Below are 24,009 nucleotides of genomic sequence, written 5' to 3'. Positions count from 1 at the left end.
GTCTCAGGCTTTTCGTACAGAGCCTAAGCTCACGTGGGAGCGGGCTTGCCCCGCGATGCTTTTCATCCGAGCCAGTGATAAACCGGCGCATCCGCCCCGCTTTCCACCTTCACTTCACTGCTATGGCGCAAACGCACCAGCAGGCGCTTCCCCGCCGCGGTGCTGCCCGCCAACCCTTCCAAGCGTTCCAGCAGCTCTGGCCCAGTCATCTGTCCAGCCGCGCGCAGCACCTCACGCGCCGCCGCCCACTGGCCATCGTCCTGGCGTGGTGCTGCACTCGTCGTAGACACCACCGGCTCTACCGCCGGCACCTCCAGCTGACGCCCCAACTGCGCCCACTCCGCCGGTTCCAGCTCGATGCTCAGATCCACCGGCCAGTCACCAATCGTTCCGCGTATTCTCACGACGCCTTCCTTCCAACAGGATCAATGGCGTCCATGCTCCCATGACATGAAACCTTCGCCAAGCGGCTGGCGCGGCCAAGAAAAGTTGTTATAACATTACCAAATCCTTCCTGCACGCTCCCGGAGTCGTCCATGCGCCGCCTGCTCCTCGCCCTGCCCTTTGCCTTGCTGCCCCTGGCCCTGGCCCATGCCCACGACGACCATGACCATGATCACGACCATGCCCACGGCAGCCTCGGCACTCATGAACATGGTGTGGCCAAGCTCAATGCGGTACTCGACGGCAGCACCCTGGAACTGGAACTGGACAGCCCGGCGATGAACCTGGTGGGCTTTGAGCACGCGGCCAGCAGCGACGCTGACAAGGCCAAAGTCGCCGCCGTGCGCCAGCAGCTCGAACAGCCATTGAAGCTGTTCGGCCTGGCCAAGGCCGCCGGTTGCAGCGAAGAGGCGCAGGAGCTGGAAAGTCCGCTGTTCGGCGACCAGCCTGCAGCCGATGACGACGCCCACGAGCACCCGCACAGCGATATCCATGCCCACTACCAATTGACCTGCGCCACCCCAGACAAGCTCAGCAGTCTCGACCTGACCCCGCTGTTCAAAGCCTTCCCGGCGACGCAGAAGATCAATCTGCAACTGATCGGCCCCAATGGTCAGAAAGGTGTGGAGGCCACGCCGAGCAAGGCGGTGGTCGCCTTCTAAATGAGTCAGCCGCTGATCGACCTGCAAGATCTGCTGTTCGCCTGGCCGGGCCAGCCGCCACTGCTGGAGATTGCCCAGTTTCGCCTGGAGCGCGGTGAGGCGCTGTTCCTCAAAGGCCCCAGCGGCAGCGGCAAGACCACCCTGCTCGGTTTGCTGGGCGGGGTGAACCTGCCCGGCCAAGGCAGCATTCGCCTGCTTGGCCAGGCCCTCGGTGAACTGAGCCAAGGCGCCCGCGACCGCTTCCGGGTCGATCACACCGGCTACATTTTCCAGCAGTTCAACCTGCTGCCTTTCCTCTCGGTGCGCGAGAACGTCGAGTTGCCTTGTCGCTTCTCACGCAGTCGCGCCGAACGCGCCAGCCAGCGCCACGGCAGCGTCGACCAGGCCGCCGCAGTGTTGCTCGCGCACCTGGGGCTGGACGATCCGGCCTTGCTCGCCCGACGTGCCGACACCCTCTCGATCGGGCAGCAACAACGGGTGGCGGCGGCGCGCGCGCTGATCGGCCAGCCTGAACTGGTGATCGCCGACGAGCCGACCTCGGCGCTGGACGCCGATACCCGCGAGGCGTTCATCCGGTTGCTGTTCGACGAATGCCGGGCGGCCGGCTCCAGCCTGCTGTTCGTCAGCCATGACCAAAGCCTGGCACCGCTGTTCGACCGTCACCTGTCCCTGGCCGAACTCAATCGCGCCGCCAAGCCCCGGGAGGCCTGATGTACCTGCTTCGCCTTGCCCTGGCCAGCCTGGCCAACCGGCGTTTCACCGCCTTTCTGACCGCTTTCGCGATTGCCCTGTCGGTGTGCCTGCTGCTGGCCGTCGAGCGCGTGCGCACCGAGGCCCGCGCCAGTTTCGCCAGCACCATCAGCGGCACCGACCTGATCGTCGGCGCCCGCTCTGGGTCGGTCAACTTGCTGCTGTACTCGGTGTTTCGCATCGGTAATGCCACCAACAACATCCGGTGGGACAGCTACCAGCATTACGCCAAGGATCCACGGGTGAAGTGGGCCATCCCGATCTCCCTGGGCGACTCCCATCGCGGCTACCGGGTAATGGGCACCACGGGCGACTACTTCAGCCATTACCAATACGCTCGGCGCCAGCACCTGGAACTGAGCCAGGGCCGGGCGTTCGGAAATGATCCCTTCGAGGTGGTGCTCGGCGCCGAAGTGGCGCAGGCGCTGCACTACGGGCTTGGCGACAAACTGGTGCTGGCCCACGGCGTGGCGGCGATCAGCCTGGTCAAGCACGATGACAAGCCGTTCACGGTGGTCGGCGTGCTCAAGCGCACTGGCACGCCAGTGGACCGCACCTTGCACATCAGCCTCGGCGGGATGGAGGCCATTCATATCGACTGGCACAACGGCGTGCCCGCACGTGGTGCCGGCAGGATCAGCGCCGAACAAGCGCGGACCATGGACCTGCAGCCTGCTGCCATTACCGCGTTCATGCTGGGCCTGAACAACAAGATCGCCACCTTCAGTTTGCAGCGCGAGATCAACGAGTTCCGCAATGAGCCGTTGCTGGCGATCCTGCCAGGCGTGGCCTTGCAGGAGTTGTGGAGTCTGATGGGCACGGCCGAGCAGGCCTTGTTCGTGGTGTCGCTGTTTGTCGTGCTGACTGGGTTGATCGGCATGCTCACTGCCATTCTCACCAGCCTCAACGAACGGCGGCGGGAGATGGCCATCTTGCGTTCGGTCGGCGCCCGGCCTTGGCATATCGCTGGCCTGCTGGTGCTCGAAGCCTTGGCCCTGGCGGTGGCCGGGATCGTGGCCGGGCTGGGGCTACTGTATGCCGGGATCGCCCTGGCCCAGGGCTATGTGCAGGCCAACTATGGTTTGTACCTGCCACTGGCCTGGCCCAGTGCACATGAGTGGACGCTGCTGGCTATCATCCTTGGGGCGGCATTGCTGATGGGCAGTGTGCCGGCCTGGCGTGCCTATCGGCAGTCGCTGGCCGATGGTTTGTCGATTCATCTGTGAGTAGTGGGAATGATCCAGAACCTTACACACCTGTTCGCTGCGGTTCGACAGCTCGACAAACCCGCGCACAGGCGGGCAGCCACACAGCAAATCCTGTTGCTGCTGGTGGTGATCGCGCTGACGCCGCTAGCCTGGGCCGCGGAGCCGCGCGAGCTGGACTGGCCGGCGCTGATCCCGGAAGGCGCCCCGGTCATCCCGCCCCAGCTCACGCCACTGCACGACCTGTCGCAGATCGGCGACGCGCTGGCTGCCGAAGCCTCCCCCGCTGCGCGCCAACAAGCCCCCGCCGCGCCAGTGGTCAAGGCACTCGACAAGCAGCAAGTCAAACTGCCCGGCTACATCGTGCCACTGGAGGTCAGCGAAGAGGGCCGCACCACCGAGTTTCTGCTAGTGCCCTACTACGGCGCCTGCATCCACGTACCGCCCCCCCCGTCGAACCAGATCGTGCACATTTTCAGCGAGATGGGCGTACGCGTCGAAGACCTCTATCAGCCCTATTGGATCGAAGGGCGCCTGCAGGTCAAAGCCAGCAGCAGCGAGCTGGCCGACGCGGGTTATCAGATGGAAGCCGAGAAAATCTACGCTTATGAGCTGAAATGAGAACTGCTAGCGATTCGTGAAGCCAGTTCTTTGAGCTGGGTCAAACATTAGGTTTAGACGCCTCCGTACCATTGGACTACTCATTTAATAACGTCCTTTGGGAGCTTCCATGAACAAGTCCTTGCTCGGCGCCTCGCTCGTTGCCCTGGCGCTCGTAGCCCCTGTTGCCCACGCCCACCAGGCGGGCGATTTCATCCTGCGTGCCGGCGCCATCACCACCGCCCCCAACGAAAACAGCGGCGACCTGAAGTTCGACGGCAACAAGGTCTCGGGCACCAAGGCTACTCTGGACAGCGATACCCAATTGGGCCTGACCTTCGCCTACATGCTCACCGATCACATCGGCCTGGAGCTGCTGGCGGCCACCCCGTTCCAGCACACTGTTGGCGTCAAGGGCCTGGGCGGGGGCCTGGACGGCAAGCTGGCGGACATCAAGCAACTGCCACCGACCCTGTCGCTGCAGTACTTCCCGATGGAGCCAAGCTCGAAGTTCCAGCCGTACGTGGGCGTGGGCATCAACTACACCATGTTCTTCGATGAAGACCTGAGCAGCGAACGTAAACAGCAGGGCTTCAGCAACCTCAAGCTGCAAGACTCGGTGGGCCTGGCCGGCCAGTTGGGCATGGACTACATGATCACCGACAACCTGCTGGTCAACGCCTCGGTCTGGTACGTCGATATCGACACCAAGGCCACCGTCGATGGCCCAACCGCACTGGGCTACAGCAAGACCAAGGTCGACGTGGATGTAGACCCATGGGTCTACATGGTGGGTCTGGGCTACAAGTTCTGATCCATCGCCCTCACATGGCGGCTGCGGCCGCCATGTGTCGTTCTACTCCCCACGTAGGCGCAGATACAGCCAATAACCCCAAGCCAGTGCACTGAACCCCGCCCCCAGCCCACACACCGCAAGCCAACCCCAGCGGGCATACACCCAACTTGCCGCCACAGCGCCCAGGCCACTGCCTACCGAGTAGCAGCACATGTATGCGCCGATCAAACGGCTGGCCATCTCTCCCCGCCCGGCCAACAGCAGCGTCTGGTTAGTGACATGCACCGCCTGCACGGCGAAATCCAGCAGCAGCACGCCCAACACCAGCGCCAGCAACGAGTGTTCGAGCAATCCAATGGGGATCCACGACAGCGTCAACAGCGCCAGGGCCAGCCCCGTGGTGTGCTGACCGTGGCCTTGGTCGGCCAAACGTCCAGCGCCCGATGCGGCCAGTGCCCCGGCAATTCCGGCCAGGCCGAACAGACCGATCTGGGTATGGGTCAACGCCAGTGGTGCCGCACTGAGCGGCAATACCATGGCACTCCACAACACGCTGAATGCGGAAAATATCAACAGCGCGAACGTACCGCGCTGACGTAACAGGCGGTCGTGTCGATACATGCGCAGCACCGAACCCAACAACTGCACGTAACTCACTGGCGTTGTCACCGGCTTGGCGCTGGGCAGCGTTTGCCAGAGCAGGCAGGCCATCAGCACAGTCAACCCGGCAGCGGTGAAATATACGCTGCGCCAACCGGCCAGATCGGCCGTCACGCCTGCAACCAGCCGCGCTAGCAAAATCCCCAGCACCACGCCACTGGTGACCGTACCCACGGCCCGTCCCTGCTCGGCGGAGGTGGCCAAGGTCGCGGCATGGGCCACGACCACCTGCACCAGCACCGCCATCAGGCCGAGCATGCTCATGGCCACCAGCAGCAGCGCCCAGTCCATCGCCATGCCAACAGCCAGCAGGGCCAACGCCGAGAGCAGCAACTGCGAAAGAATCAAGCGCTTGCGACCGAACAGATCGCCCAGCGGAACCACCAGCAGCAGCCCCAGCGCATAACCGGCCTGGGTGGCCCCCACCACCAGTCCGATCCGGGCTGTCGCTACGCCTAGGCTGGCAGCCATCGACTCCAGCAATGGTTGGGAGAAATACACCGAGGCCACAGCCAAGGCGCAGGTCGCGGCGAGCAATAGCGTCAGGGAGCGGCTCAGCGGGATTGGGCCGACGGCCGCAGACTGGATCGAAGACATGTGCAATACCTTGCCAATCTGGTTTCAAAATGAAACCACATGCTAGCTTTCTAGCAAACCTGGTTTTAATCTGCAACCAGAACTGATGAGAAGGCTTGGCTCATGCTCGACCCACAAAATAAGCAATGCCCGGTAGCCCGTGCCCTGGAGGTGATTGGTGATCGGTGGGCGCTGATGATTCTGCGCGATGCTTTCGACGGCCTGCGGCGCTTCAGTGAGTTTCAGAAAAACCTGGGTCTGGCGAAGAACATCCTCGCCTCACGGTTGAAACTGTTGCTGGAGAGTGGATTGCTGCAGTTGCAACCGGCCTCGGATGGCAGTGCCTACAAGGAATACGTACTGACCGAGAAAGGCCGCTCTGTGTTTCCGATCGTGGTTGGAATGCGCCAGTGGGGGGAGCGGTTTCTGTTCGAGGCGGGGGAAGTGCGATCGCAATTGTTGGACAGCGCTCAGGGGCAGCCGGTAGAGGTGTTACAGGTGCGGGCTAAGGATGGGCGGGCACTTGCGCCTGAGGATTGTCTGAGGCGTACGGTGCGGCATTAGGTTTTGGGGCCGCTCGGCGGCCCTGAAATCTCAGCCTTTACCCAACAACCGCGCCAACCCGACAACGATTGGCGTCGGCTCAGGAAACGCGAACCGCGCCAACAACCGCTGGTTATCCGCCCGCGAATGGCGGATATCACCCGAACGCGCCGCGCCGTAACTGACTTCAGGCAAGCTGCCCACCACCTGCTTGAGCGCCGCCAACAACTGGTTCAGCGAAGTCGCCTGGTTCAGGCCGATGTTCACCGCGCCCTCCTCGACCTGCTCCTGCTCCAGCGCCTGGACCATCACCTGGACCAGATCGCCGACATAGAGAAAATCGCGAGTCTGCTCGCCATCGCCGAACACGGTAATCGGCTTACCTTGAGTGGCACGCTCACTGAAGATGCTGATCACCCCCGAGTAAGGCGAGGATGGATCCTGGCGTGGCCCGAAGATATTGAAGAAGCGAAACACCACCGGCTCCAGGCCATGCTGGCGACGGTAGAAGTCCAGGTACTGCTCGCTGGCCAACTTATCCACAGCGTAGGGCGTCAGCGGCGCCTTGGGCGTATCCTCGACAATCGACTGCCCTTCGCCATTGTTGCCATACACCGCCGCGCTGGAGGCGAACAGCACCCGGCGCACGCCATTCAGACGCATCGCTTCGCAAACGTTCAGCGTGCCGATGAAGTTGCTTTGATGGGTTTTCACCGGGTCGTCGACCGAGGCCTGCACCGAAGCCACTGCCGCCAAGTGCACCACTGCACGGCAACCGCTGGCCGCGCGGGCAACCAGTGCAGCGTCGGCCACATCGCCTTCAAGCAGTTCAAGCTTGGGATGATCCAGGCGCAGGTTGGCGCGTTTGCCTGTGGAAAGATCATCGACAATGCGCACGGCGTAGCCTTTATCCAGCAACGCATCGCACAAGTGCGAGCCGATGAAGCCGGCACCGCCGGTGATCAGGATGGGAGCATCAGCCATGTCGATAGAAACGGTCCAGTAGGGGCGGCAAACCGGCGCGCCAGGCGCGTGGCTTGATACCAAAGGTATGGAGGATTTTCTTGCACGCCAGCACCGCATTCTGCGGCTCTTCGCTGGCATCCGGGCGGGCGGCGTGGGCCTGCGCGGTCGGCGCCTGCACGGCCAGCTTGTGCCACTGCTGCGCCTCACTGAGGATAGCCTGCCCCAGCGCCAGCGGCGTGGTCGCTTCGTTGCCAGCGTAGTGGTAGGTGCCCCACAGCGGCGCATCGCAGTCGAGCTGCTTGATCACCGAGAGGATGACCCGTGCAGCGTCGTCCACCGGGGTCGGATTACCGCGCCGATCGTCCGCCAGGAGCAATTCCTGCGGTTGCTCGGCGCGGGTCAGGAAGCGGCCCAAGGCACCGTCGATGCTCTCGTCCAGCACCCAACCGAAGCGCAACAGCACATGCTGCGGGCAGGTCGCCCGCACGCTCTGCTCGATGCGCCACAGCGCCTGACCACGGGTGCCCAGCGGCACCGGCTCGTCTTTTTCGCTGTAGGCGGTGGCCCGCGAGCCATCGAACACGCGATAGCTGGAGGGTTGGACGAGGATCATCTCGTGGTGCTGGCACAGCTCGGCCAGGCGCTCCACCGCGCGCTCTTGCTGGGCAAGCCGCTGTTCGCTGACCGACTCGGCCTGGAACCAGTCGAAGTAATAGGCGAGGTTGATCACCACATCGGGGCGATGTTCATCCAGCAGCAGGGTCAGGCTGGCCGGATCCCAGCCTTTTTCGGGCGGGCGCGGCGCCAGGAATCCGATGTCCTCCTCGGCCCCGAGACGAATCAGCGCTTGCCCGAGGGCATTGCCACCACCCAACAGCATCAGGCGCATACGCATAGGGTCTAAAGGTCCGCTCAGGTCGATAAAAGGAAAGAAAGCATTTTGCGGTTTCCAGCAGGGGAAGTCCAACTTGAGCGCGGTAACTGCGCAATCGCCCCTGCCGACTCAAGCCCCTGGACTTGCCACTTTGCACCGTAGGAAACGCCCTATAGCCCCAGCGGAATGAGCTGACTACCGCGCCAAGCATTTCCAGCGCCCAATAGTTAGTTCTCTCCCTTGACGGTATTTAGGCAGCCTGCCTGATGCTCGACAGGTGGGATTACCGAACAACAGTAGTAACAAGGAATGTTTCAACATGCAGGACTCGGAATTCGCCTACCTAAGCTTTGAGCCCAAGCAAGCCCAGGCCTTGGTCGCAGCCTGCCAAGCCCTCGCTAATCTGGGCGGACCGCAAACCCCTGGCGTGGCCCAGCTCGCCCGCACATGGGCACAGCGCCTGGAACGCCAGCTTCATCCCAACCAGCGCAACGTACTCAAGCGCTTTGCCCAAGGCAGGTTGGCAGCGTTGATGTACTCGCAGATGCCCTGCCCTTTTAGCGATCCGCTGCCGTCCAGGCTCCCTGAGTTATCCACCCTGGAACGCAGCACCCGCTGCCTGTACCTGGCTTCGCGCAACCAACTGTTGCTGGAGATGGTGCGCTATCGAGCGTTTGCCTTCGACAGCGACAATGACGGCAAGCAGGTCAGACTGATCGGCAACTTCACTGGCCAGGCCAACGTCCCTTCGCGCCATCAGGACACCGGCCCAGCACCCCGCGCGGCTGCCCACACAGGCGTATCCCTCGACCCGCATACCGACGCGCCCTATCAGTGTTCGGTAGTAGCCTGCCAGGGCAGCTCCCCGGCGCCCTCTGCGCTGATTATTACCGCGCGCTGGAACCCCGCCGATGAACCCACCCACATCATTCCGCTACGCGGCATCATCGAACAGCTAAGCAGCGTGCACACCCTGGCGCTGACATCGGCATCTTTCGAGCTAACAACCCGCCACCACGGACAGACCCAGCAGGACGTTGAAGCCAGGGCTGCCACCTCATTGCTGCAGTTCGACCCAGATGGTGGCTTCGCCATGCGCTACAACGCTAGCCGCTTTAGCCTCAGTAAGTACGCCAGCAAGGCGGCGGCGCAGGCTTTCGAGGCGCTTCAAACGCTGGTCAGCGAAGCCTTGCCAATTCCCTTCGTGCTGCATGCCGATACTGCCCTGTTGGTCAATAACAGCCGCGCACTGCACGGGCGCAACACACTACAAGACGGCCGCCGTCTGCTAGTACGGCTGTTCGGCTATTCTGCGTTCGCCAAACCGCTGGTAATCAACGAAGATCCGCTGCTGGTACGCGGCTGAAACCTGTAGGAGAGAGGGATGGATCTCACAGCCAACGCAGAACAACGCGCTTGCTGGCAATACGACGAGCCTGCCCCCGGTGAGGAACGGTTCATCGAAGAGGCATTCGACGGCTACCGCCAGCAGGCGCGAATGCTGCTCGCGGATGCCGAACCGGCGCCGTCAGTTTTCGTGGTCGGCGGTGCCCGCTCAGACTTCACCCGGCTCAATCCGTTGCTGTACCGCTTGCAGCAGCAGGGTATCGGCTCGCTGACCGGCAACCTGTCCGGCCATAGCCGGGCCAGCGAACCAGGCGCCTTGGCACCTTCACTGGCCATCAACCTGGCCGAGGCGTTGCGCTTTCATCGGCATATCGCCGAGCAGTGCGACAGTTTGATTGGGCACAGCCTGGGCGCGGCGATTGCCCTGAAGATGGCAGCGCAGTTGCCCGCAGTGCGCAAGCTGGTGCTGATCTGTCCTGCGGTGTATCCGGACGCCGCGCACCAGGCGCCCTTCGGCCCGGCGTTCAGCGCCGCGATCCGCCAGCCCTACGCCTTCCTCGATTGCGACAGCTATGGGTTCCTGCGCCGGTTCCAGGGCCGGGTACTGCTGGTGATCGGTGAGTACGACGGGCTCAACTCCAAGGCCTTCGGCCAAGGCCCAGGCACGTCGGCAGGCACCCGCTGGTTGTCTGGGGTGCAGCGCTACAGCCCGATCCCGGAGGAAGTCACCCACGCGCTGGTGCGCTCGGTGCCGGCGCCGCACGTGGAGTGCCTGCTACTGACCGACTGCGACCATGGCATCGCCGCGCATCTGCGCGATGCGCCGCAGGTGGCCGATCAAGTCGCCGAGGTGGTAGCGACGTTCATTCGCGATTGAGCACGCTCACTCGATCTCGAACAAGCCATTGCTCAATGGCCCGACGCTGAGCCGCTCGCGCACGTCGTCGTCGATCCGTGGGTCATCCGGGCGATACAGTTTGACCTGGCGATAGGCGTTGATGCGGTTGATCTCCTCGCCGAGGAACTCCCATACCACCCGGGTACAGGCGGGGTTACGTCGGTCGCCACTGGAAACCCCGGTCTTGAGCCCATTGAGGCGGGTGATGCGGCTCTTGAAGCTGGGGATGAGGATGGTCTGGCTCATCTCGTTGAGGGTCAGCGACTCGTAGTCGATGAGAAATACCCGGTCCTGTAGTTGAAACGCCGCCCCCAGGTAGCGGCAGCGTACTTCGGCGTGCACGTCAGTGGCACTGCTGCGCTCTTGGCGCTCCTGGCGCTCGAACAAGAAGCTGCCGCGCTCTTCACGTAAGTGCACCAGCGAAACCAGGATCAGGCCAGGCACCGACATGCAGTTGGAGTATTCGAAGTAATAGCCGCAGTACCGCGACAGGTTGCCGGCATGCTCATGCAGCGGCTTGAACAGCTCGCTGATCGGGTCGTGCTGGTCGCTGTGCTCCGACGGAATGCGCGCACCGATCAGCCGGGCGAACTGCTCGGGGGGCAAATTCAGCTCGTAATCCTCAACCCCGAAGAAATCGCCAATGCGCTTGAGGTTGTAAGCCGTCGGACGGCTCTGCCCACTCAGGTACTTGTTGAACTGCGCGCGGTTGATCGACAGCTGCCGGCAAACCTCCGAAATAGAGCGGTAGTGACTGCAGGCCAATTTGAGGTTGTTAGCGAAATGATCGCTCATGAATCGAGTTCCAGCTGATGCGAGTGATGCAAGTTTAGCATCAAGTCGCATCAAGTCAGAGCAACCCGCGAAATTGTAACCACTCTTGTCATGGCCAACCATGCGCCCCAACGAAAAGCGGTACGTCGTTGCCGCCCGTGTCTTTCCACGCGAAGAATAAGAATCGAGGTCATTTGCCAATGCTCGAAGCACTTAACGATTTCCTGTCCGGGAAACTGCTCATCGTCCTGATCGTCGGGCTCGGTAGCTACTTCACCATCCGTTCGCGGTTCGTCCAGTTCCGCCACTTCGGTCACATGTTCGGTGTGTTCAAGGAATCCCTGCGCGGCCAGGCTGGGCAACTGAGCTCGTTCCAGGCGCTGATGCTGAGCCTCGCCGGTCGCGTTGGCGCCGGTAACATCGCCGGTGTCGGCATCGCGGTGACCCTCGGCGGCCCAGGTGCGGTGTTCTGGATGTGGGTGACCGCGCTGGTGGGCATGTCCAGCAGCTTCTTCGAGTGCACCCTGGCCCAGGTCTACAAGCGCGCCGATGGCGATGGCCTGTACCGCGGCGGCCCGGCGTACTACATCTTGCACGGCCTGAAGCGCAAGAACATGGCCATCGTGTTTTCGATCCTGCTGCTGGTCACCTACGGCTTCGCCTTCATCGGCCTGCAGTCGTACACCGTGACCCACTCGCTGCAGAACGCCTTTGCCTTCGATCCGAAACACACCGGTATCGTCCTCGCCGTGCTGCTGGCCCTGACCTTCATCGGCGGCATCAAGCGCATCGCCGCGGTGTCGGACTTGCTGGTACCGATCAAGACCCTGGCCTACATCGGCGTAACCCTGTACGTGATCGGCACCCAGATCGAACACGTGCCGGCCATGCTGGAAACCATCTTCAAGAGCGCCTTCGGCCTTGATCCTGCGTTTGCCGGCCTGCTCGGCAGCGCAATCGTCATGGGCGTGAAGCGTGGCGTATTCGCCAACGAAGCGGGCTTGGGCAGCGCACCTAACGTGGCGGCCGTCGCTGCCGTGAAGCACCCTGGCGCGCAAGGCGTGGTCCAGGCCTTCAGCGTGTTCCTCGACACCTTCGTGATCTGCACCTGCACCGCACTGCTGATCCTGCTGTCGGGCTTCTACACCCCGGGTTTCGAAGGTGACGGCATCGTCCTGACCCAGAACTCGCTGGCCGCCGTGGTCGGTGACTGGGGCCGCCTGTTCGTCAGCGTCGCGCTGTCGCTGTTCGTCTTCACCTGCATCCTCTACAACTACTACCTGGGTGAGAACAGCCTGCAGTTCCTCAGCCGCAATCGCGTTGTGCTGCTGGGCTTCCGTGGCCTGGTTCTGGCGTTGGTGGTGTGGGGTTCGATGCAGGACTTGTCGACCGTATTCGCCTTCGCCGACATCACCATGACCTGCCTGGCCTTCGTCAACCTGATCGCCCTGGCCCTGCTGTTCAAGATCGGCCTGCGGGTGATGCGCGACTACGACGCCCAGCGCAAGGCCGGGATCAAGCAGCCGGTGTTCGACTCCAGCAAGTTCCCCGACCTGGACCTGGATCGCGCCGCCTGGCCTATACCCGGCCAGGCTGAAACAACCGCTGACAACGCAGTCGGCCAAGCGCAGACTCAGCACTGATATCCTCCCCTGCCAGCCGCCCCGTTCGCGGGCGGCTGCTCCTGCCCAGCTCACCGCTACGGAATGCTCCCATGCGTGCAGTCAAGAATCTTCTGGTCCTCTACACCGGTGGCACCATCGGCATGCTCGAGACCGCCGAGGGCCTGGCCCCTGCTGGTGGTTTCGAGGCGCGGATGCGTGAGCATCTGGCCCAGCGCAGCGATGCGCCGCAGTTGCAGTGGACCCTGCGTGAAATGAACCCGCTGCTCGACAGCGCCAACATGCAGCAAGCCAACTGGCTGGCAATGCGCGACGCCATCGTCGAGGCGGTGGAGCGCAATGGTCATGACGGCGTGCTGGTGCTGCACGGCACCGACACCCTGGCCTATAGCGCGGCGGCGCTGTCGTTTTTGTTGCTTGGCCTGCCAACGCCGGTGCTGCTGACCGGCTCGATGCTGCCTGCTGGCGCTCCCGACAGCGATGCCTGGGACAACCTGATCGGCGCGCTGCGGCTGTTTGAAAGCGGCCTGGAAGATGGCGTGCAGCTGTACTTCCACGGTCAGTTGCTCCATGGCTGCCGCGCCTCCAAGCTGCGCAGCGAAGCGTTCGATGCGTTTGCCGCCCTGCCCCGTCATCGTGATGGCGAGCGTGCCGAGGCGACTCCGTCCGTGCTGGATTATCGCCAGCCGCGCCAGCCGGTGAAGCTGGCCGTGCTGCCGGTGTTTCCGGGGTTGCAGGCCGAGCATCTGCGGGGGCTGCTCGACAGCGGCGTGCAGGGGCTGGTGCTGGAGTGCTATGGCAGTGGCACCGGGCCTTCGGATGATCAGGCGTTGCTCGATGCGCTGCATGATGCACGTCAGGGCGGGGTGATGATCGTTGCAATCAGCCAGTGTCCGATTGGCTCGGTGGTGTTCGATACCTATGCAGCCGGAAGCCGGCTGCGTGATACCGGCTTGGTCAGCGGTGGCGGCATGACCCGCGAGGCGGCGCTGGGCAAGTTGTTCGGGCTGCTCGGGGCCGGCTTGGATGTGCAGGCGGCGGAGCACTGGTTTGCCCTGGACCTGTGCGGCGAGCGGGCTTGAGCACCTGCAGTAGCGTGCACCTATCGCGGCGGCGGGCTTGAGCACCTGAAGTGGTATGAACCATCGTGGGAGCGGGCTTAAGCCCCTGAAGTGGTACTAGCCTATCGTGGGAGCGGGCTTGCCCCGCGATAGCGCCTTTGCCAACGCCACTGTGGGCCCAGGCAAGCCCGCACCAATCTCTGCGGACAATTGAAATGGCGGAAGGCAGCGGGAGTCGAACCTGCCCGGGAACGGCTGCCGTCCCCAACCGGGTTTGAAGCCCGGCCGCGCCACCGGGCGCGATTGCCTTCCTTGAACTCAGTGCCCGTTCTGCTGCTGGGCCAAGCCGCTATCGAGACGAATCTGGCGCTGATCGCCAACCCGGCGGGTCAGGCCAATCCGATCGAAATATTCCAGTATCTGCACACTGCGCTTGCGACCAATACCCAACCTGTCGCGAAACGCTGCCACCTGCACAATAGGATTCCCCGCCGAATGCTGCAACAGCAGGTCGGCCATGCGCCGCAGCGTCGCCTGAGGATAGAACAGATCGCGCACCACCTGATGTACCAGGCCCAACCTCGCCAGCTTGCGCAATAGCAAGCGCACCTCGGTCTCTTCACGCTGCTCGGCTTGCGCCAGCGTCCTGACCCAAGGCGGATCGAACTCACCGTTGAGCAACAGCGGCTCTAGTTGCGCCCACAACGCCGCATCCGCCGCGCTCAGTTGCACCTGATGATCCGGCAAGTGCAGCCACGGTCCACTGCTGGCGATGGCACCCTCGCCCAACAACTCTTCAAGCAGACTGACGAAGGCCGGTCGCTCCAACGGCAAGGCGACGAAACGGCGCAGGCGATCCCGGTCTGGCCCCAGTTGATCGGGCTCTTGCTCATGAAACCGCGCCAACTGCTCCCGCACGTAATGTTTCAATGCTTGCCACTGGGCCGTGGCGAATAGCAGTGGCCCTTGCCGGGTAGCGATCACCTGCACCGCCTCGGGCAAGCGCCAGCTGTCACGTCGACGATTGAACTGGCGTTCCAGCCGCTGGGGATCGAGGCCTGCGGGCGCTGCATCGAGCAACGCCGGCAAGGCTTGCTCCAAGCCCTCGGCATCGCGCAACACGGCCAGCTGACGCAGGCGTAGCTCACTGCGCCGCTGCCGGCTCGGCGCGAAAGGATCGAGCACGCGGCCCCCGCCAAGAGTCCGCTGCGCACGCTGGTCGCGCAGTACCAGACGATCACCCTGCACCGCCTGCAACGGCGCATTGAGCTGTAACTGGGCGAACATGCGCTGCCCAGGCCGTAGCTGCTCGCCCTCCAGCAAGGCCACCCGCGCAGTGACGTCCTGGGTGCCGAGGTACACATGCACCGGGCTGAAATGCTCGAACGGCCGCGTCTCCCCCGGGAGCAGGAAAAGCTCGATATCCACCCGTGCGCTCGGTGCATGCAGCCAGTCGGCCACCAGCCAGTCGCCACGATGGATCTGCTCCAGGGCCAGACGCTCGCCAGCGATGTTCAACGCCACCCGCTGGCCAGCCTCGGCAACCAACGCTGGCTGATTCTGCGCATGCAGGCCACGCACCCGTACCGCTTTGGCCGACTTGCCGAGCAACAGGGTATCGCCCGCATTGACCCGCCCCGCCAGCGCCGTGCCGGTCACCACGATCCCGGCCCCGGCAATGGAGAACGCCCGGTCCACCGCCAAGCGAAAACCGCCCTGGATACTGCGTTGGCTGACCCTTGCCTGCGCCGCTTGCAGGGCCTGGCGCAATTCGGCGATGCCTGTGCCGCTGATGCTGGAGACGACAAACTGCTGCGCTTGGGCATATGGCCCCAGCGCCAGCAGCGCTGCCACCTGTGCCTGTACCTCGTGCACCCGCTGTGGTTGGACCCGATCACATTTGGTAATTGCCACCAGCGCCTGGGGAATGCCGAGCAGTTCGATGATCGCCAGGTGCTCTCGGGTCTGTGGCATGACCCCATCGTCGGCAGCGACCACCAGCAACACCAGGTCGATGCCCTGGGCCCCGGCGAGCATATTGTGGATAAATCGCTCATGCCCCGGCACATCGATGAAGCCGGTCAGTGGCGCACCGTCGGCCAACGCCGCGTAACGGTAACCGAGATCGATGGTCATGCCACGGGCGCGCTCCTCCTGGCGCTGATCACCCGCCTGCCCGGTCAGGGCTTGGAGCAGCGCGGTCTTGCCGTGGTCGATATGCCCGGCGGTGCCGACGATCACTGCAGCGGCCCTGGTTGCAAGGCCGGCAGTTGCGCCAACCATTGCTGTTCGTCGTCCAACTGGCGCAGGTCGAGCCACAGCGCGTCGTCGTCGATGCGTCCAAGCACCGGTACCGGCAAGCTCCGCAGGGCCCGCTCGAGACTGTGCAGGCTGCGTCCGCGGAGCTTCTTCGAGGTTTGTGGGCGCAGGCATAACGCCGCACTGGGCAGCCGCGCCACGGGCTGGCTGCCACTGCCGATCATGCCCAGCGTCGCTTGCACAGTTACCGTCCATTGCGCGCCTAACTGAGTCGCGAGTGCCGGTGCCAGGCGCTCGGCTTGGGCATGGATTTCGCCCTGCGGACGGGTCAGCAGGCGCAGGCTGGGCAGGCGTTCGGCCAGGCGATCAGGGTTGCGGTACAGCGCCAGCACTGCTTCCAGTGCTGCCAGGGTGATCTTGTCGACACGCAGGGCGCGCTTGAGCGGGTTCTTCTTGATCTTGGCGATCAACGCCTGGCGGCCGACGATGATGCCGGCCTGCGGGCCGCCGAGCAGCTTGTCGCCACTGAAGGTGACGATATCGGCGCCATCGGCCAGGGCCTGGCGCACGGTCGGCTCGGCGGGCAGCCCCCAGCGGGTCAGGTCGAGCAGGCTGCCGCTGCCAAGGTCTTCGAGCAGCGGCAGGCCGTGTTGCTGGGCGATCTGCGCCAGCTGTGCGGTAGGCACCTGAGTGGTGAAGCCCTGGATGCTGTAGTTGCTGCAATGCACGCGCATCAACAGGCCGGTGCGTGGGTTGATCGCCGCCTCGTAGTCGCGGGCGTGGGTGCGGTTGGTGGTGCCGACTTCGTGCAGGCGCACGTTGGCGCGGGCCATGATGTCGGGGATGCGGAAGGCGCCGCCAATTTCGATCAACTCGCCACGGGAAATAATCCCTTCTTTGCGCGCGCCGAGGCTGTTGAGCGCCAGCAGCACGGCGGCGGCATTGTTGTTGACCACGGTGACCGCTTCGGCGCCGGTGAGCTCGCGGATCAAGCCTTCGATCAGCTCGTCGCGGTCGCCGCGCTTGCCGCTGGCCAGGTCGAATTCGAGGTTGAGCGGGTAGCGGGCGGCGGCTTGCATGGCCTCGATGGCCTCCTCGGGTAGCAGCGCGCGGCCGAGGTTGGTGTGCAGGACGGTGCCGGTGAGGTTGAACACACGGCGAACCCGGCTTTGTTGCTGGGTGATCAGACGCTCGCCTGCGCGGCCCAGGAGCACTTCAGCGGACAGCTCCGCCGGGCTGAGTTGGTTTAGCTGGGCGGGTTCGCGTAGGTCGTCGAGCAGATGGCGCAAGGTGGCCAGGGTAGCGTCTCGGCCGTGGCGCTCGATCAGTGGGTGACAGGCTGGATGGCGCAACAGCGTATCGACGGAGGGTAAGCGCAGGGTGTTTGCGGCGAAGCTGACAGGCATGCGAGGACCTTGCTTGAGCGGTGTCTGTTCTGGCCCTGTCGCGGGGCAAGCCCGCTCCCACAGGCCCTGCGCTGTACTCAAAATCAGCAGAAGCCCTGGGGGCACCCTGATGTATTCAAAATCAGCACAGGCCCCTGTGGGAGCGGGCTTGCCCGCGAATGAGGCGACCCGATCTTGCAGTGTAGACACTCACCCTCGACCCGGCGCCAGCAGCAGGTTCGGCGCCAGCCGCCGGAAGCCTTCATCGTCCAGGCGCATGTCCAGCGCCAAGCTGGCCAGATCATCGGCCAAGGGCTCAGCAACAGCGTCATTTTCCAGGTAGCACTGTTTCAAATAGACATTACAGCCCGGACAGCACTCCGCCCGCAGCGGCGCCTTGCCGGGGGCATGGCGGTCATCTTCCAGGCTGCTGTAACGCAGATCCTTGCTTGAGTCGCAGTACACACACTTGACCCGCACCACATGCCATTCGCAGGCACACAGCGAGCAGGCCAGATAGCGCAGGCCGTTATGCCGGCCGCGGTTACGCACAACTCCCGCCATCGCCGGCGAGCCACAGGCCGGGCATTGGCCGAGGCTGTCTGCGGGCTTGAGCTCGTGGCTAGGCAGGTTCAGCAACCAATACGTCCATGCCGCCTGCAGCGCCGCGCCTATGAACGGCACCAGCGCTGCTGGCACCAGGTCGTACTGACCACCCAGCAAGGCAACGCCCCAGCTTTTGAGCTTGGGCTGATCGCTCAAGCGTAGCGCCTTCAACGCATCTGCCAGCGGGCCACTGCCCTGCTCGTCGAAGCGCTCAAGCAAGGCCGGCAGCCACACCAGCCAAGGCCCTTCGCGCACCAGGCTGTCCGCCGCCAGCGGCGGCAGCCCATGACTTATGCACAGGCGCTGACGCTCCTCGGCCAGCGGCAGGCCGCTTGGCGGAGCCAGCAGCAGCTGTTGCTGAATCCGACACAGCCGAGCGATCAAGCGCAGGTAATCGCCCAAGGCATGCCCTTCAGCCAACTGCTCCAGGCGCGCCGCGCGTACGCTGAAGACGTCGGCAGAGGGCAGGTGGATAAATGGCGGGGTGGTCGCCGCCGCCTCGATCTGCCCAGGTTCAAGTATCGTGCTCAAGCGCTCATCCTTCTTTTCTGCCGGGCGCAGGTGGCGGCTTGTCGCCGGTCACCTCCCGATACCACAGTTCATGATGCTTGCGTGCCCAGGCGCGGCTGACCCAGCCATGCAGCATGGCGCCGACCGAGCCCTTGATCCAGATGCCGGCGTAGATGTGCACGATGATGCTTAGTATCAGCACAAAACCGGCAAAGGCATGGGCCAGGCTCGCCAGGCGAATCGCACCAATGTCGAAGAAGTGGCTGAAATACGCACGCCAGATCACCACGCCACTGAGCAGCAATACCAGCATGCACAGCAGCAAGGTCCAGAACAGTAGCTTCTGTCCGGCGTTGTACTTGCCAATCGGGGGCACCCCTTCTTCTTTGTTGAGCATCACCCGGTCGATACGCCGCAGCCACAGGCGGTCATTGGCGGTGATGAAGTTGGCGCGCCAGAAGCGCACCACCAGGCCGAGGAAGAACACGAACATCGCCACGCCCATGAACGGGTGCAGGATGCGTGTCCACGGTCCGCCACCGAACAGATGACTGAGCCAGAACAGCGCCGGATGAAACAGCGCCAGCCCCGACAGCCCCGCCATGAAGAACAGCATCGCGACGATCCAGTGGTTGGTCCGTTCGTTGGCGTTGTAGCGCAGGATTGGTTTGTGCTCGCGCTGGTTCATGGCCGCTGCTCCCCTGGTCCGCCGGGCTTGGTCGGGTCATACACATGTACCGCCGGGTCTACCTGCTGGACACTGTTATCCACAGGCGCGGGATGCTCATCCTCCTCGACCCGCTGCGGGCCGACCCGCACGTAGTGAAAGAAGCCCGCCAGCACAGCCGCGCCCATGGCCAGCAGCGCCAGGGGCTTGCTGATGCCCTTCCACAGCCCGACCAGCGGGCTGATCACTGGCTGATCCGGCAAACCGGCATACAGCCGTGGCGTGTCGGCGTGGTGCAGCACGTACATCACATGGGTGCCACCCACGCCATCGGGGTCGTACAACCCAGCATTGTCGAAGCCACGTGACTTGAGGTCGACGATGCGCTCGGCGGCATGCACCTTCATCTCATCCTTGCTGCCGAACACGATCGCTCCGGTCGGACAGGTTTTCACGCAGGCCGGCTCCAGGCCCACGCTGACGCGGTCGGAGCACAAGGTGCACTTATAGGCCTTGTGGTCTTTCTGCGAAATGCGCGGGATGTTGAACGGGCAGCCGGTGATGCAATAGCCGCAGCCGATGCAGTGGTCCTGGTTGAAGTCGACGATGCCATTGGCGTGCTTGATGATCGCCCCCGGGCTGGGGCAGGCCTTCAGGCAGCCGGGATCGGCGCAGTGCATGCAGCCATCCTTGCGGATCAGCCACTCCAGGTTGCCGTCGTCACGCTCGTGCTCGGTGAAGCGCATCAGGGTCCAGGTTTCAGCGCTCAGGTCTTGTGGGTTGTCGTAGGTGCCGTGGTTGTGGCCGACCTCGTCACGCAGTTCGTTCCACTCCGAACACGCCACCTGGCAGGCCTTGCAGCCGATGCACTTGGTGGTGTCGATAAGCTTGGCGACTTCTTCCAGCTGGCGAATCGAAGACGGCGCGGTGGTGGTGGCCGAGCGGGCGATGATGTCTTGGCTGGCCATCAGACTTTCTCCACGTTGACGAGGAACGACTTGGACTCCGGCGTCTGGGTGTTGCCATCACCGAGGAACGGCACCAGGGTATTGGTCAGGTAGCCGTGGCGGGTGGTGCCGGTGAAGCCCCAGTGCAACGGGATGCCGATCTGGTGCACGGTCTGGTTGTTGACCTTGAGCGGACGAATCCGCTTGGTCACCACCGCCACCGCCTCGATATGCCCACGCTTGCTCGACACCCGCACCCGATCGCCAGCCTTGATGCCCTTCTCATTGGCCAGCACCTCGCCGATCTCGACGAACTGCTCGGGCTGGGCAATGGCATTGAGCCGGCAGTGCTTGCTCCAGAAGTGGAAGTGCTCGGTCAGCCGGTAGGTGGTCGCCGCATACGGGAACTGCTGATGAGTACCCAGGGTGTCCCACACCGAATCGAAGATGCGCCCCGCCGGGTTGCTGGTGGCCTTCTTGTTCTGCGGGTGCAGCGGGTTGATGCCGATCGGCGTCTCGAACGGTTCGTAGTGCTCGGGGAATGGCCCCTCGGCCATCTTGTCGATGGCAAAGAAACGCGCCACCCCTTCGGGGTTCATGATGAACGGGTTCATCCCGGCCTCTGGAGGCGAGGCCACTGCGAAGTCCGGCACATCGGTGCCAGTCCAAGCACTACCGTTCCACCACACCAGGCGTTTTTTCTCTGGGTCCCACGGTTTGCCTTGCGGGTCGCTGGAGGCGCGGTTGTAGAGAATCCGCCGGTTGGCCGGCCAGGCCCAGGCCCAGCCTTGAGCCTGATGCATGCCGAACGGATCACTGTTGTCGCGCCGAGCCATCTGGTTGCCCTGCTCGGTCCAGCTACCGCTGAAGATCCAGCAACCAGAAGCGGTGCTGCCATCATCCTTGAGCAGGCCAAATCCGGCCAACTGCTGGCCTGCCTTGACCAGCGTCCCGGTCGCATCAGTCTGATCGGTGATCGCCCAACCGTTCATCTCCTTGGCCAGCTCTTCAGGCGAAGGCTCATCGGCAATCTTGTACGGCCAACTGATGTTCAGCAGCGGATCAGGATAAGCGCCGCCCTCGCTCTGGTAACGCTGACGCAGACGCAGGAACAGCTCGCTCATGATCTGCACGTCAGTGCGCGTTTCGCCAGGGCCATCGGCGCCCTTCCAGTGCCACTGCAGCCAGCGACTACTGTTGACCAGCGAGCCATCCTCCTCGGCGAAGCAAGTGGTCGGCAGGCGGATCACCTCGGTCTGGATGTTGGCCGTGTCGACATCGTTGAACGGCCCGGCGTTGCGCCAGAACTCCGAGGTCTCGGTGGCCAACGGGTCCATGATCACCAGCCACTTGAGCTTGGCCAAGGCGGCTGTAACGCGGTTCTTGTCCGGCAGCGCGGCGATCGGGTTGAAGCCCTGGCACAGGTAGCCGTTGACCTTGCCCTGGCTCATCATCTCGAACATGCGCAATACGTCGTAGGAGCCCACGTCGAGCTTGGGCAGCCAGTCGTAGCCCCAGTTGTTTTCCAACGTGGCGTTGGCGCCATACCAGGCTTTCATCAGGCTGACGTGGAACTTGCCGTAGTTCTGCCAATAGGAAAGCTGCCCCGGACGCAGCGGTTTCATCGCCCGTTTGTCAATGAAGGCGGCGTAGTCCTGCTCGGCATCGCCAGCCAGCGTCAGGTAGCCTGGCAGCGAGTTGGACAACAGCCCCAGGTCGGTCAGGCCCTGGATATTGGAGTGGCCGCGCAAGGCATTGACCCCACCACCCGGCATACCGACGTTGCCCAGCAGCAACTGCACCATCGCCGCACTGCGGATGATCTGCGCGCCGATCGAATGCTGAGTCCAGCCGAGCGCGTAGAGGATGGTCATGGTCTTGCCCGGCACCGAGCAGGTGGCGATCTCTTCCCAGATCTTCATCATCGCCTCCTGCGGCATGCCGCAGGTCATGCTGGCCAGCTCCGGGGTATAGCGGCTGTAGTGCTGCTTCATCAATTGGTACACGCAACGTGGGTGCTGCAGGGTCGGATCGACCACGGCAAAGCCATCCGTGCCGAGCTCATAGCCCCAGCCGGACTTGTCGGCGTACACCCGTTTTTCGGCGTCGTAACCACTGAACAGGCCATCTTCGAAGCCATAGTTGGCTTTGACGATGAACGACACATCGGTGTAGTTGCGCACGTACTCGTGCTGGATCTTGTCTTGACTCAGCAGGTAGTTGATCAGCCCGCCCATGAAGGCGATATCGCTACCGGTGCGGATCGGCGCGTAGTAATCAGCCACCGAGGCGGTACGGGTGAAACGTGGGTCGACCACGATCAGCCGGGCCTGGTTGTGCGCCTTGGCTTCGGTCACCCATTTGAAGCCACAAGGGTGGGCTTCTGCTGCGTTGCCGCCCATTACCAGGATCAGATTCGCGTTGGCGATATCCGACCAATGGTTGGTCATGGCGCCACGGCCGTACGTCGGGGCAAGACTTGCCACCGTCGGGCCATGTCAGACACGCGCTTGGTTATCGAACCCCAGCATGCCCAGTGAGCGAACGACCTTGTGGGTCAGGTAGCCGGCTTCGCTGGAGGCAGCAGAAGCGGCGAGAAAACCCGTGGTGATCCAGCGGTTGACGGTCTGGCCCTGGGCATTTTTCTCGATGAAGTTGGCGTCGCGGTCGGCCTTCATCAGCCCCGCCACCCGATCGAGCGCTTCGTCCCAGCTGACCCGCGTCCACTCATTACTGCCCGGCTTGCGCACCTCGGGATACTTCAGGCGGTTGGGGCTGTGGATAAAGTCCAGCAACCCAGCGCCTTTCGGGCACAGGGTGCCGCGGTTGACCGGATGATCGGCGTCGCCCTCGATGTGGATGATGTTCTGTTTGACGTTCTTGCCTGCATCACCCTGGCTGTACAGGATCAGGCCGCAGCCGACCGAGCAGTAGGGGCAGGTATTGCGCGTCTCTTTGGTGTGCGCCAGCTTGAAGTGACGCACCTGCTCGGCGAACGCCGGTGTCGGGGCCATGCCCAACGCCGCGAGGCTCGAGCCTCCAAGGCCGACGGCGGCGACCTTGAAAAACTGCCGACGGTTGAGATCCATCGTGCACTCCTGATCAGGGTTCGGGCGCCTGTTGTGGAGTCGGCGCCTCTAGACTTCACGGTGATGGCTTGTTGAAGGCCGTCAATGGATAAGCCTAGTCAAGAATCGGCAAGCTGCGATGACCGTCTACCACTACGTGGCGGTGCAGAAACAAGAAAGCCCCGCAACGCGGGGCTTTCTTGTGAGACTAGAACAACGCTACGGCTCGTCAGAACGGAATATCGTCATCAAAGCTGTCGAAGTCAGCCGCCGGCTGCGGAGCGGGCTGCTGGGGCGCTGGGCGCTGCGGGGCCTGCTGTGGGCGTGGAGCCTGCTGACGCGGCGCCTGCTGGTTGTACTGTTGCTGCTGGCCACCTTGGTTGTAGTTGTTACCACCACCTTGGTTGTACTGATCACTACCGCCCTGCTGCTGGTTCTGCGGGCGGCCGCCGAGCAGCTGCATGGTGCCCTGCATGTCGACGATGATTTCAGTGGTGTAGCGCTTGATGCCGTCTTTTTCCCACTCGCGGGTCTGCAGCTTGCCCTCGATGTAGACCTGGGAACCCTTGCGCAGGTATTCGCCGGCGATCTCGGCGACCTTGCCGAACATCGACACACGGTGCCATTCGGTACGCTCGACCTTCTGACCGGACTGCTTGTCGGTCCACTGCTCGCTGGTAGCCAGGCTCAGGTTGGTCACGGCGTTACCGTTGGGCAGGTAGCGGACTTCGGGATCCTGGCCGCAGGTGCCGACCAGAATGACTTTGTTAACCCCACGGGCCATAACGT

The 24,009-nt window shown here is 63.3% G+C and carries 22 protein-coding genes and 1 tRNA gene; 10 read left to right on the top strand and 13 right to left on the bottom strand.

Annotated features, from left to right (window positions below):
* Window positions 1-62 precede the first annotated feature (62 nt).
* Window positions 63-404, bottom strand: a complete 342-nt coding sequence (locus tag OIU19_RS20825) for a hypothetical protein (protein WP_264236583.1) — start codon at window positions 402-404, stop codon at window positions 63-65.
* Between the two features lie 132 nt (window positions 405-536).
* Here OIU19_RS20825 and OIU19_RS20820 point away from each other — a divergent pair, with 132 nt between their 5' ends.
* The 5 genes from OIU19_RS20820 (at window position 537) to OIU19_RS20800 (ending at window position 4,475) form a co-directional block, all read left to right on the top strand.
* On the top strand, window positions 537-1,106 hold the full coding sequence (locus tag OIU19_RS20820; protein WP_264236582.1) for a DUF2796 domain-containing protein: 570 nt from the start codon (window positions 537-539) through the stop codon (window positions 1,104-1,106).
* Window positions 1,107-1,817, top strand: coding sequence for an ATP-binding cassette domain-containing protein (locus OIU19_RS20815; RefSeq protein WP_264236581.1), 711 nt, complete (start codon window positions 1,107-1,109; stop codon window positions 1,815-1,817).
* Complete coding sequence (locus OIU19_RS20810; RefSeq protein ID WP_264236580.1) at window positions 1,817-3,082, top strand: ABC transporter permease; 1,266 nt, start codon at window positions 1,817-1,819, stop codon at window positions 3,080-3,082. The genes OIU19_RS20815 and OIU19_RS20810 overlap by 1 nt, the downstream gene beginning before the upstream one ends.
* A gap of 9 nt (window positions 3,083-3,091) precedes the next feature.
* Window positions 3,092-3,682 carry a DUF3299 domain-containing protein gene (locus OIU19_RS20805; RefSeq protein WP_264236579.1) on the top strand — a complete coding sequence of 197 codons (591 nt, stop codon included), beginning with the start codon at window positions 3,092-3,094 and terminating at the stop codon, window positions 3,680-3,682.
* A 109-nt stretch (window positions 3,683-3,791) separates the two neighbouring features.
* The gene (locus tag OIU19_RS20800; RefSeq protein WP_186557335.1) at window positions 3,792-4,475 is read left to right on the top strand and encodes an OmpW family protein; all 684 of its coding nucleotides are present in this window, start codon (window positions 3,792-3,794) and stop codon (window positions 4,473-4,475) included.
* 42 nt (window positions 4,476-4,517) lie between these two features.
* On the opposite strand, the gene OIU19_RS20795 is transcribed toward OIU19_RS20800, so the two are convergent.
* Window positions 4,518-5,714 (bottom strand): MFS transporter, encoded by a 1,197-nt coding sequence (locus tag OIU19_RS20795; protein WP_264236578.1) that lies wholly within the window; start codon window positions 5,712-5,714, stop codon window positions 4,518-4,520.
* Window positions 5,715-5,816: 102 nt separating this feature from the next.
* On the opposite strand from OIU19_RS20795, the gene OIU19_RS20790 reads away from it, so the two are divergent.
* Entirely contained in the window at window positions 5,817-6,257 is a 441-nt protein-coding gene (locus OIU19_RS20790) for a helix-turn-helix domain-containing protein (RefSeq protein ID WP_264236577.1), read from the top strand.
* A gap of 30 nt (window positions 6,258-6,287) precedes the next feature.
* On the opposite strand, the gene OIU19_RS20785 is transcribed toward OIU19_RS20790, so the two are convergent.
* Both OIU19_RS20785 and OIU19_RS20780 read right to left on the bottom strand, forming a co-directional pair.
* Complete coding sequence (locus tag OIU19_RS20785; RefSeq protein ID WP_264236576.1) at window positions 6,288-7,220, bottom strand: NAD-dependent epimerase/dehydratase family protein; 933 nt, start codon at window positions 7,218-7,220, stop codon at window positions 6,288-6,290.
* Window positions 7,213-8,097 carry a sugar nucleotide-binding protein gene (locus OIU19_RS20780; RefSeq protein ID WP_186557331.1) on the bottom strand — a complete coding sequence of 295 codons (885 nt, stop codon included), beginning with the start codon at window positions 8,095-8,097 and terminating at the stop codon, window positions 7,213-7,215. The genes OIU19_RS20785 and OIU19_RS20780 overlap by 8 nt, the downstream gene beginning before the upstream one ends.
* Window positions 8,098-8,395: 298 nt before the next feature.
* Here OIU19_RS20780 and OIU19_RS20775 point away from each other — a divergent pair, with 298 nt between their 5' ends.
* Window positions 8,396-9,442, top strand: coding sequence for a hypothetical protein (locus tag OIU19_RS20775; RefSeq protein WP_264236575.1), 1,047 nt, complete (start codon window positions 8,396-8,398; stop codon window positions 9,440-9,442).
* A gap of 18 nt (window positions 9,443-9,460) precedes the next feature.
* Window positions 9,461-10,300, top strand: coding sequence for an alpha/beta hydrolase (locus tag OIU19_RS20770; protein WP_264236574.1), 840 nt, complete (start codon window positions 9,461-9,463; stop codon window positions 10,298-10,300).
* A 6-nt stretch (window positions 10,301-10,306) separates the two neighbouring features.
* Here OIU19_RS20770 and OIU19_RS20765 read toward each other — a convergent pair whose 3' ends face one another.
* Complete coding sequence (locus OIU19_RS20765) at window positions 10,307-11,116, bottom strand: helix-turn-helix transcriptional regulator (protein ID WP_264236573.1); 810 nt, start codon at window positions 11,114-11,116, stop codon at window positions 10,307-10,309.
* Between the two features lie 179 nt (window positions 11,117-11,295).
* Between OIU19_RS20765 and OIU19_RS20760 the strand changes: the two genes are divergently transcribed.
* Both OIU19_RS20760 and OIU19_RS20755 read left to right on the top strand, forming a co-directional pair.
* Entirely contained in the window at window positions 11,296-12,738 is a 1,443-nt protein-coding gene (locus OIU19_RS20760; protein WP_264236572.1) for a sodium:alanine symporter family protein, read from the top strand.
* A gap of 71 nt (window positions 12,739-12,809) precedes the next feature.
* Window positions 12,810-13,799, top strand: a complete 990-nt coding sequence (locus OIU19_RS20755; protein WP_264236571.1) for an asparaginase — start codon at window positions 12,810-12,812, stop codon at window positions 13,797-13,799.
* A gap of 195 nt (window positions 13,800-13,994) precedes the next feature.
* Here the strand turns inward: OIU19_RS20755 and OIU19_RS20750 are convergent.
* The 8 genes from OIU19_RS20750 to OIU19_RS20715 all read right to left on the bottom strand — a co-directional run bounded on the left by OIU19_RS20750 (window position 13,995) and on the right by OIU19_RS20715 (window position 24,004).
* A tRNA-Sec gene (locus OIU19_RS20750) sits at window positions 13,995-14,090 on the bottom strand.
* Between the two features lie 6 nt (window positions 14,091-14,096).
* A complete protein-coding gene (gene selB / locus OIU19_RS20745) occupies window positions 14,097-16,019 on the bottom strand; it encodes a selenocysteine-specific translation elongation factor (protein ID WP_264236669.1) in 1,923 nt (640 codons plus the stop codon).
* Window positions 16,016-17,443: an L-seryl-tRNA(Sec) selenium transferase gene (gene selA, locus OIU19_RS20740; protein WP_264236570.1), complete on the bottom strand. Its 1,428-nt coding sequence runs from the start codon at window positions 17,441-17,443 to the stop codon at window positions 16,016-16,018. Before selA ends, selB begins: the two co-directional genes overlap by 4 nt.
* A gap of 189 nt (window positions 17,444-17,632) precedes the next feature.
* On the bottom strand, window positions 17,633-18,559 hold the full coding sequence (gene fdhE / locus OIU19_RS20735; protein WP_264236569.1) for a formate dehydrogenase accessory protein FdhE: 927 nt from the start codon (window positions 18,557-18,559) through the stop codon (window positions 17,633-17,635).
* 4 nt (window positions 18,560-18,563) lie between these two features.
* The gene (locus OIU19_RS20730; protein ID WP_264236568.1) at window positions 18,564-19,226 is read right to left on the bottom strand and encodes a formate dehydrogenase subunit gamma; all 663 of its coding nucleotides are present in this window, start codon (window positions 19,224-19,226) and stop codon (window positions 18,564-18,566) included.
* The gene (gene fdxH / locus OIU19_RS20725) at window positions 19,223-20,173 is read right to left on the bottom strand and encodes a formate dehydrogenase subunit beta (protein WP_264236567.1); all 951 of its coding nucleotides are present in this window, start codon (window positions 20,171-20,173) and stop codon (window positions 19,223-19,225) included. The genes OIU19_RS20730 and fdxH overlap by 4 nt, the downstream gene beginning before the upstream one ends.
* The gene (gene fdnG / locus OIU19_RS20720; RefSeq protein ID WP_264236566.1) at window positions 20,173-23,241 is read right to left on the bottom strand and encodes a formate dehydrogenase-N subunit alpha; all 3,069 of its coding nucleotides are present in this window, start codon (window positions 23,239-23,241) and stop codon (window positions 20,173-20,175) included. Before fdnG ends, fdxH begins: the two co-directional genes overlap by 1 nt.
* 208 nt (window positions 23,242-23,449) lie before the next feature.
* A complete protein-coding gene (locus OIU19_RS20715; protein WP_264236565.1) occupies window positions 23,450-24,004 on the bottom strand; it encodes a single-stranded DNA-binding protein in 555 nt (184 codons plus the stop codon).
* Window positions 24,005-24,009: the final 5 nt, after the last annotated feature.

Origin of the sequence: Pseudomonas sp. BT-42-2 (assembly GCF_025847435.2) — a bacterium.
GTDB lineage: Bacteria > Pseudomonadota > Gammaproteobacteria > Pseudomonadales > Pseudomonadaceae > Aquipseudomonas > Aquipseudomonas urmiensis.
Note: the sequence above shows the minus strand (reverse complement) of the source record. Positions and strands in the feature narration are given on the sequence as shown.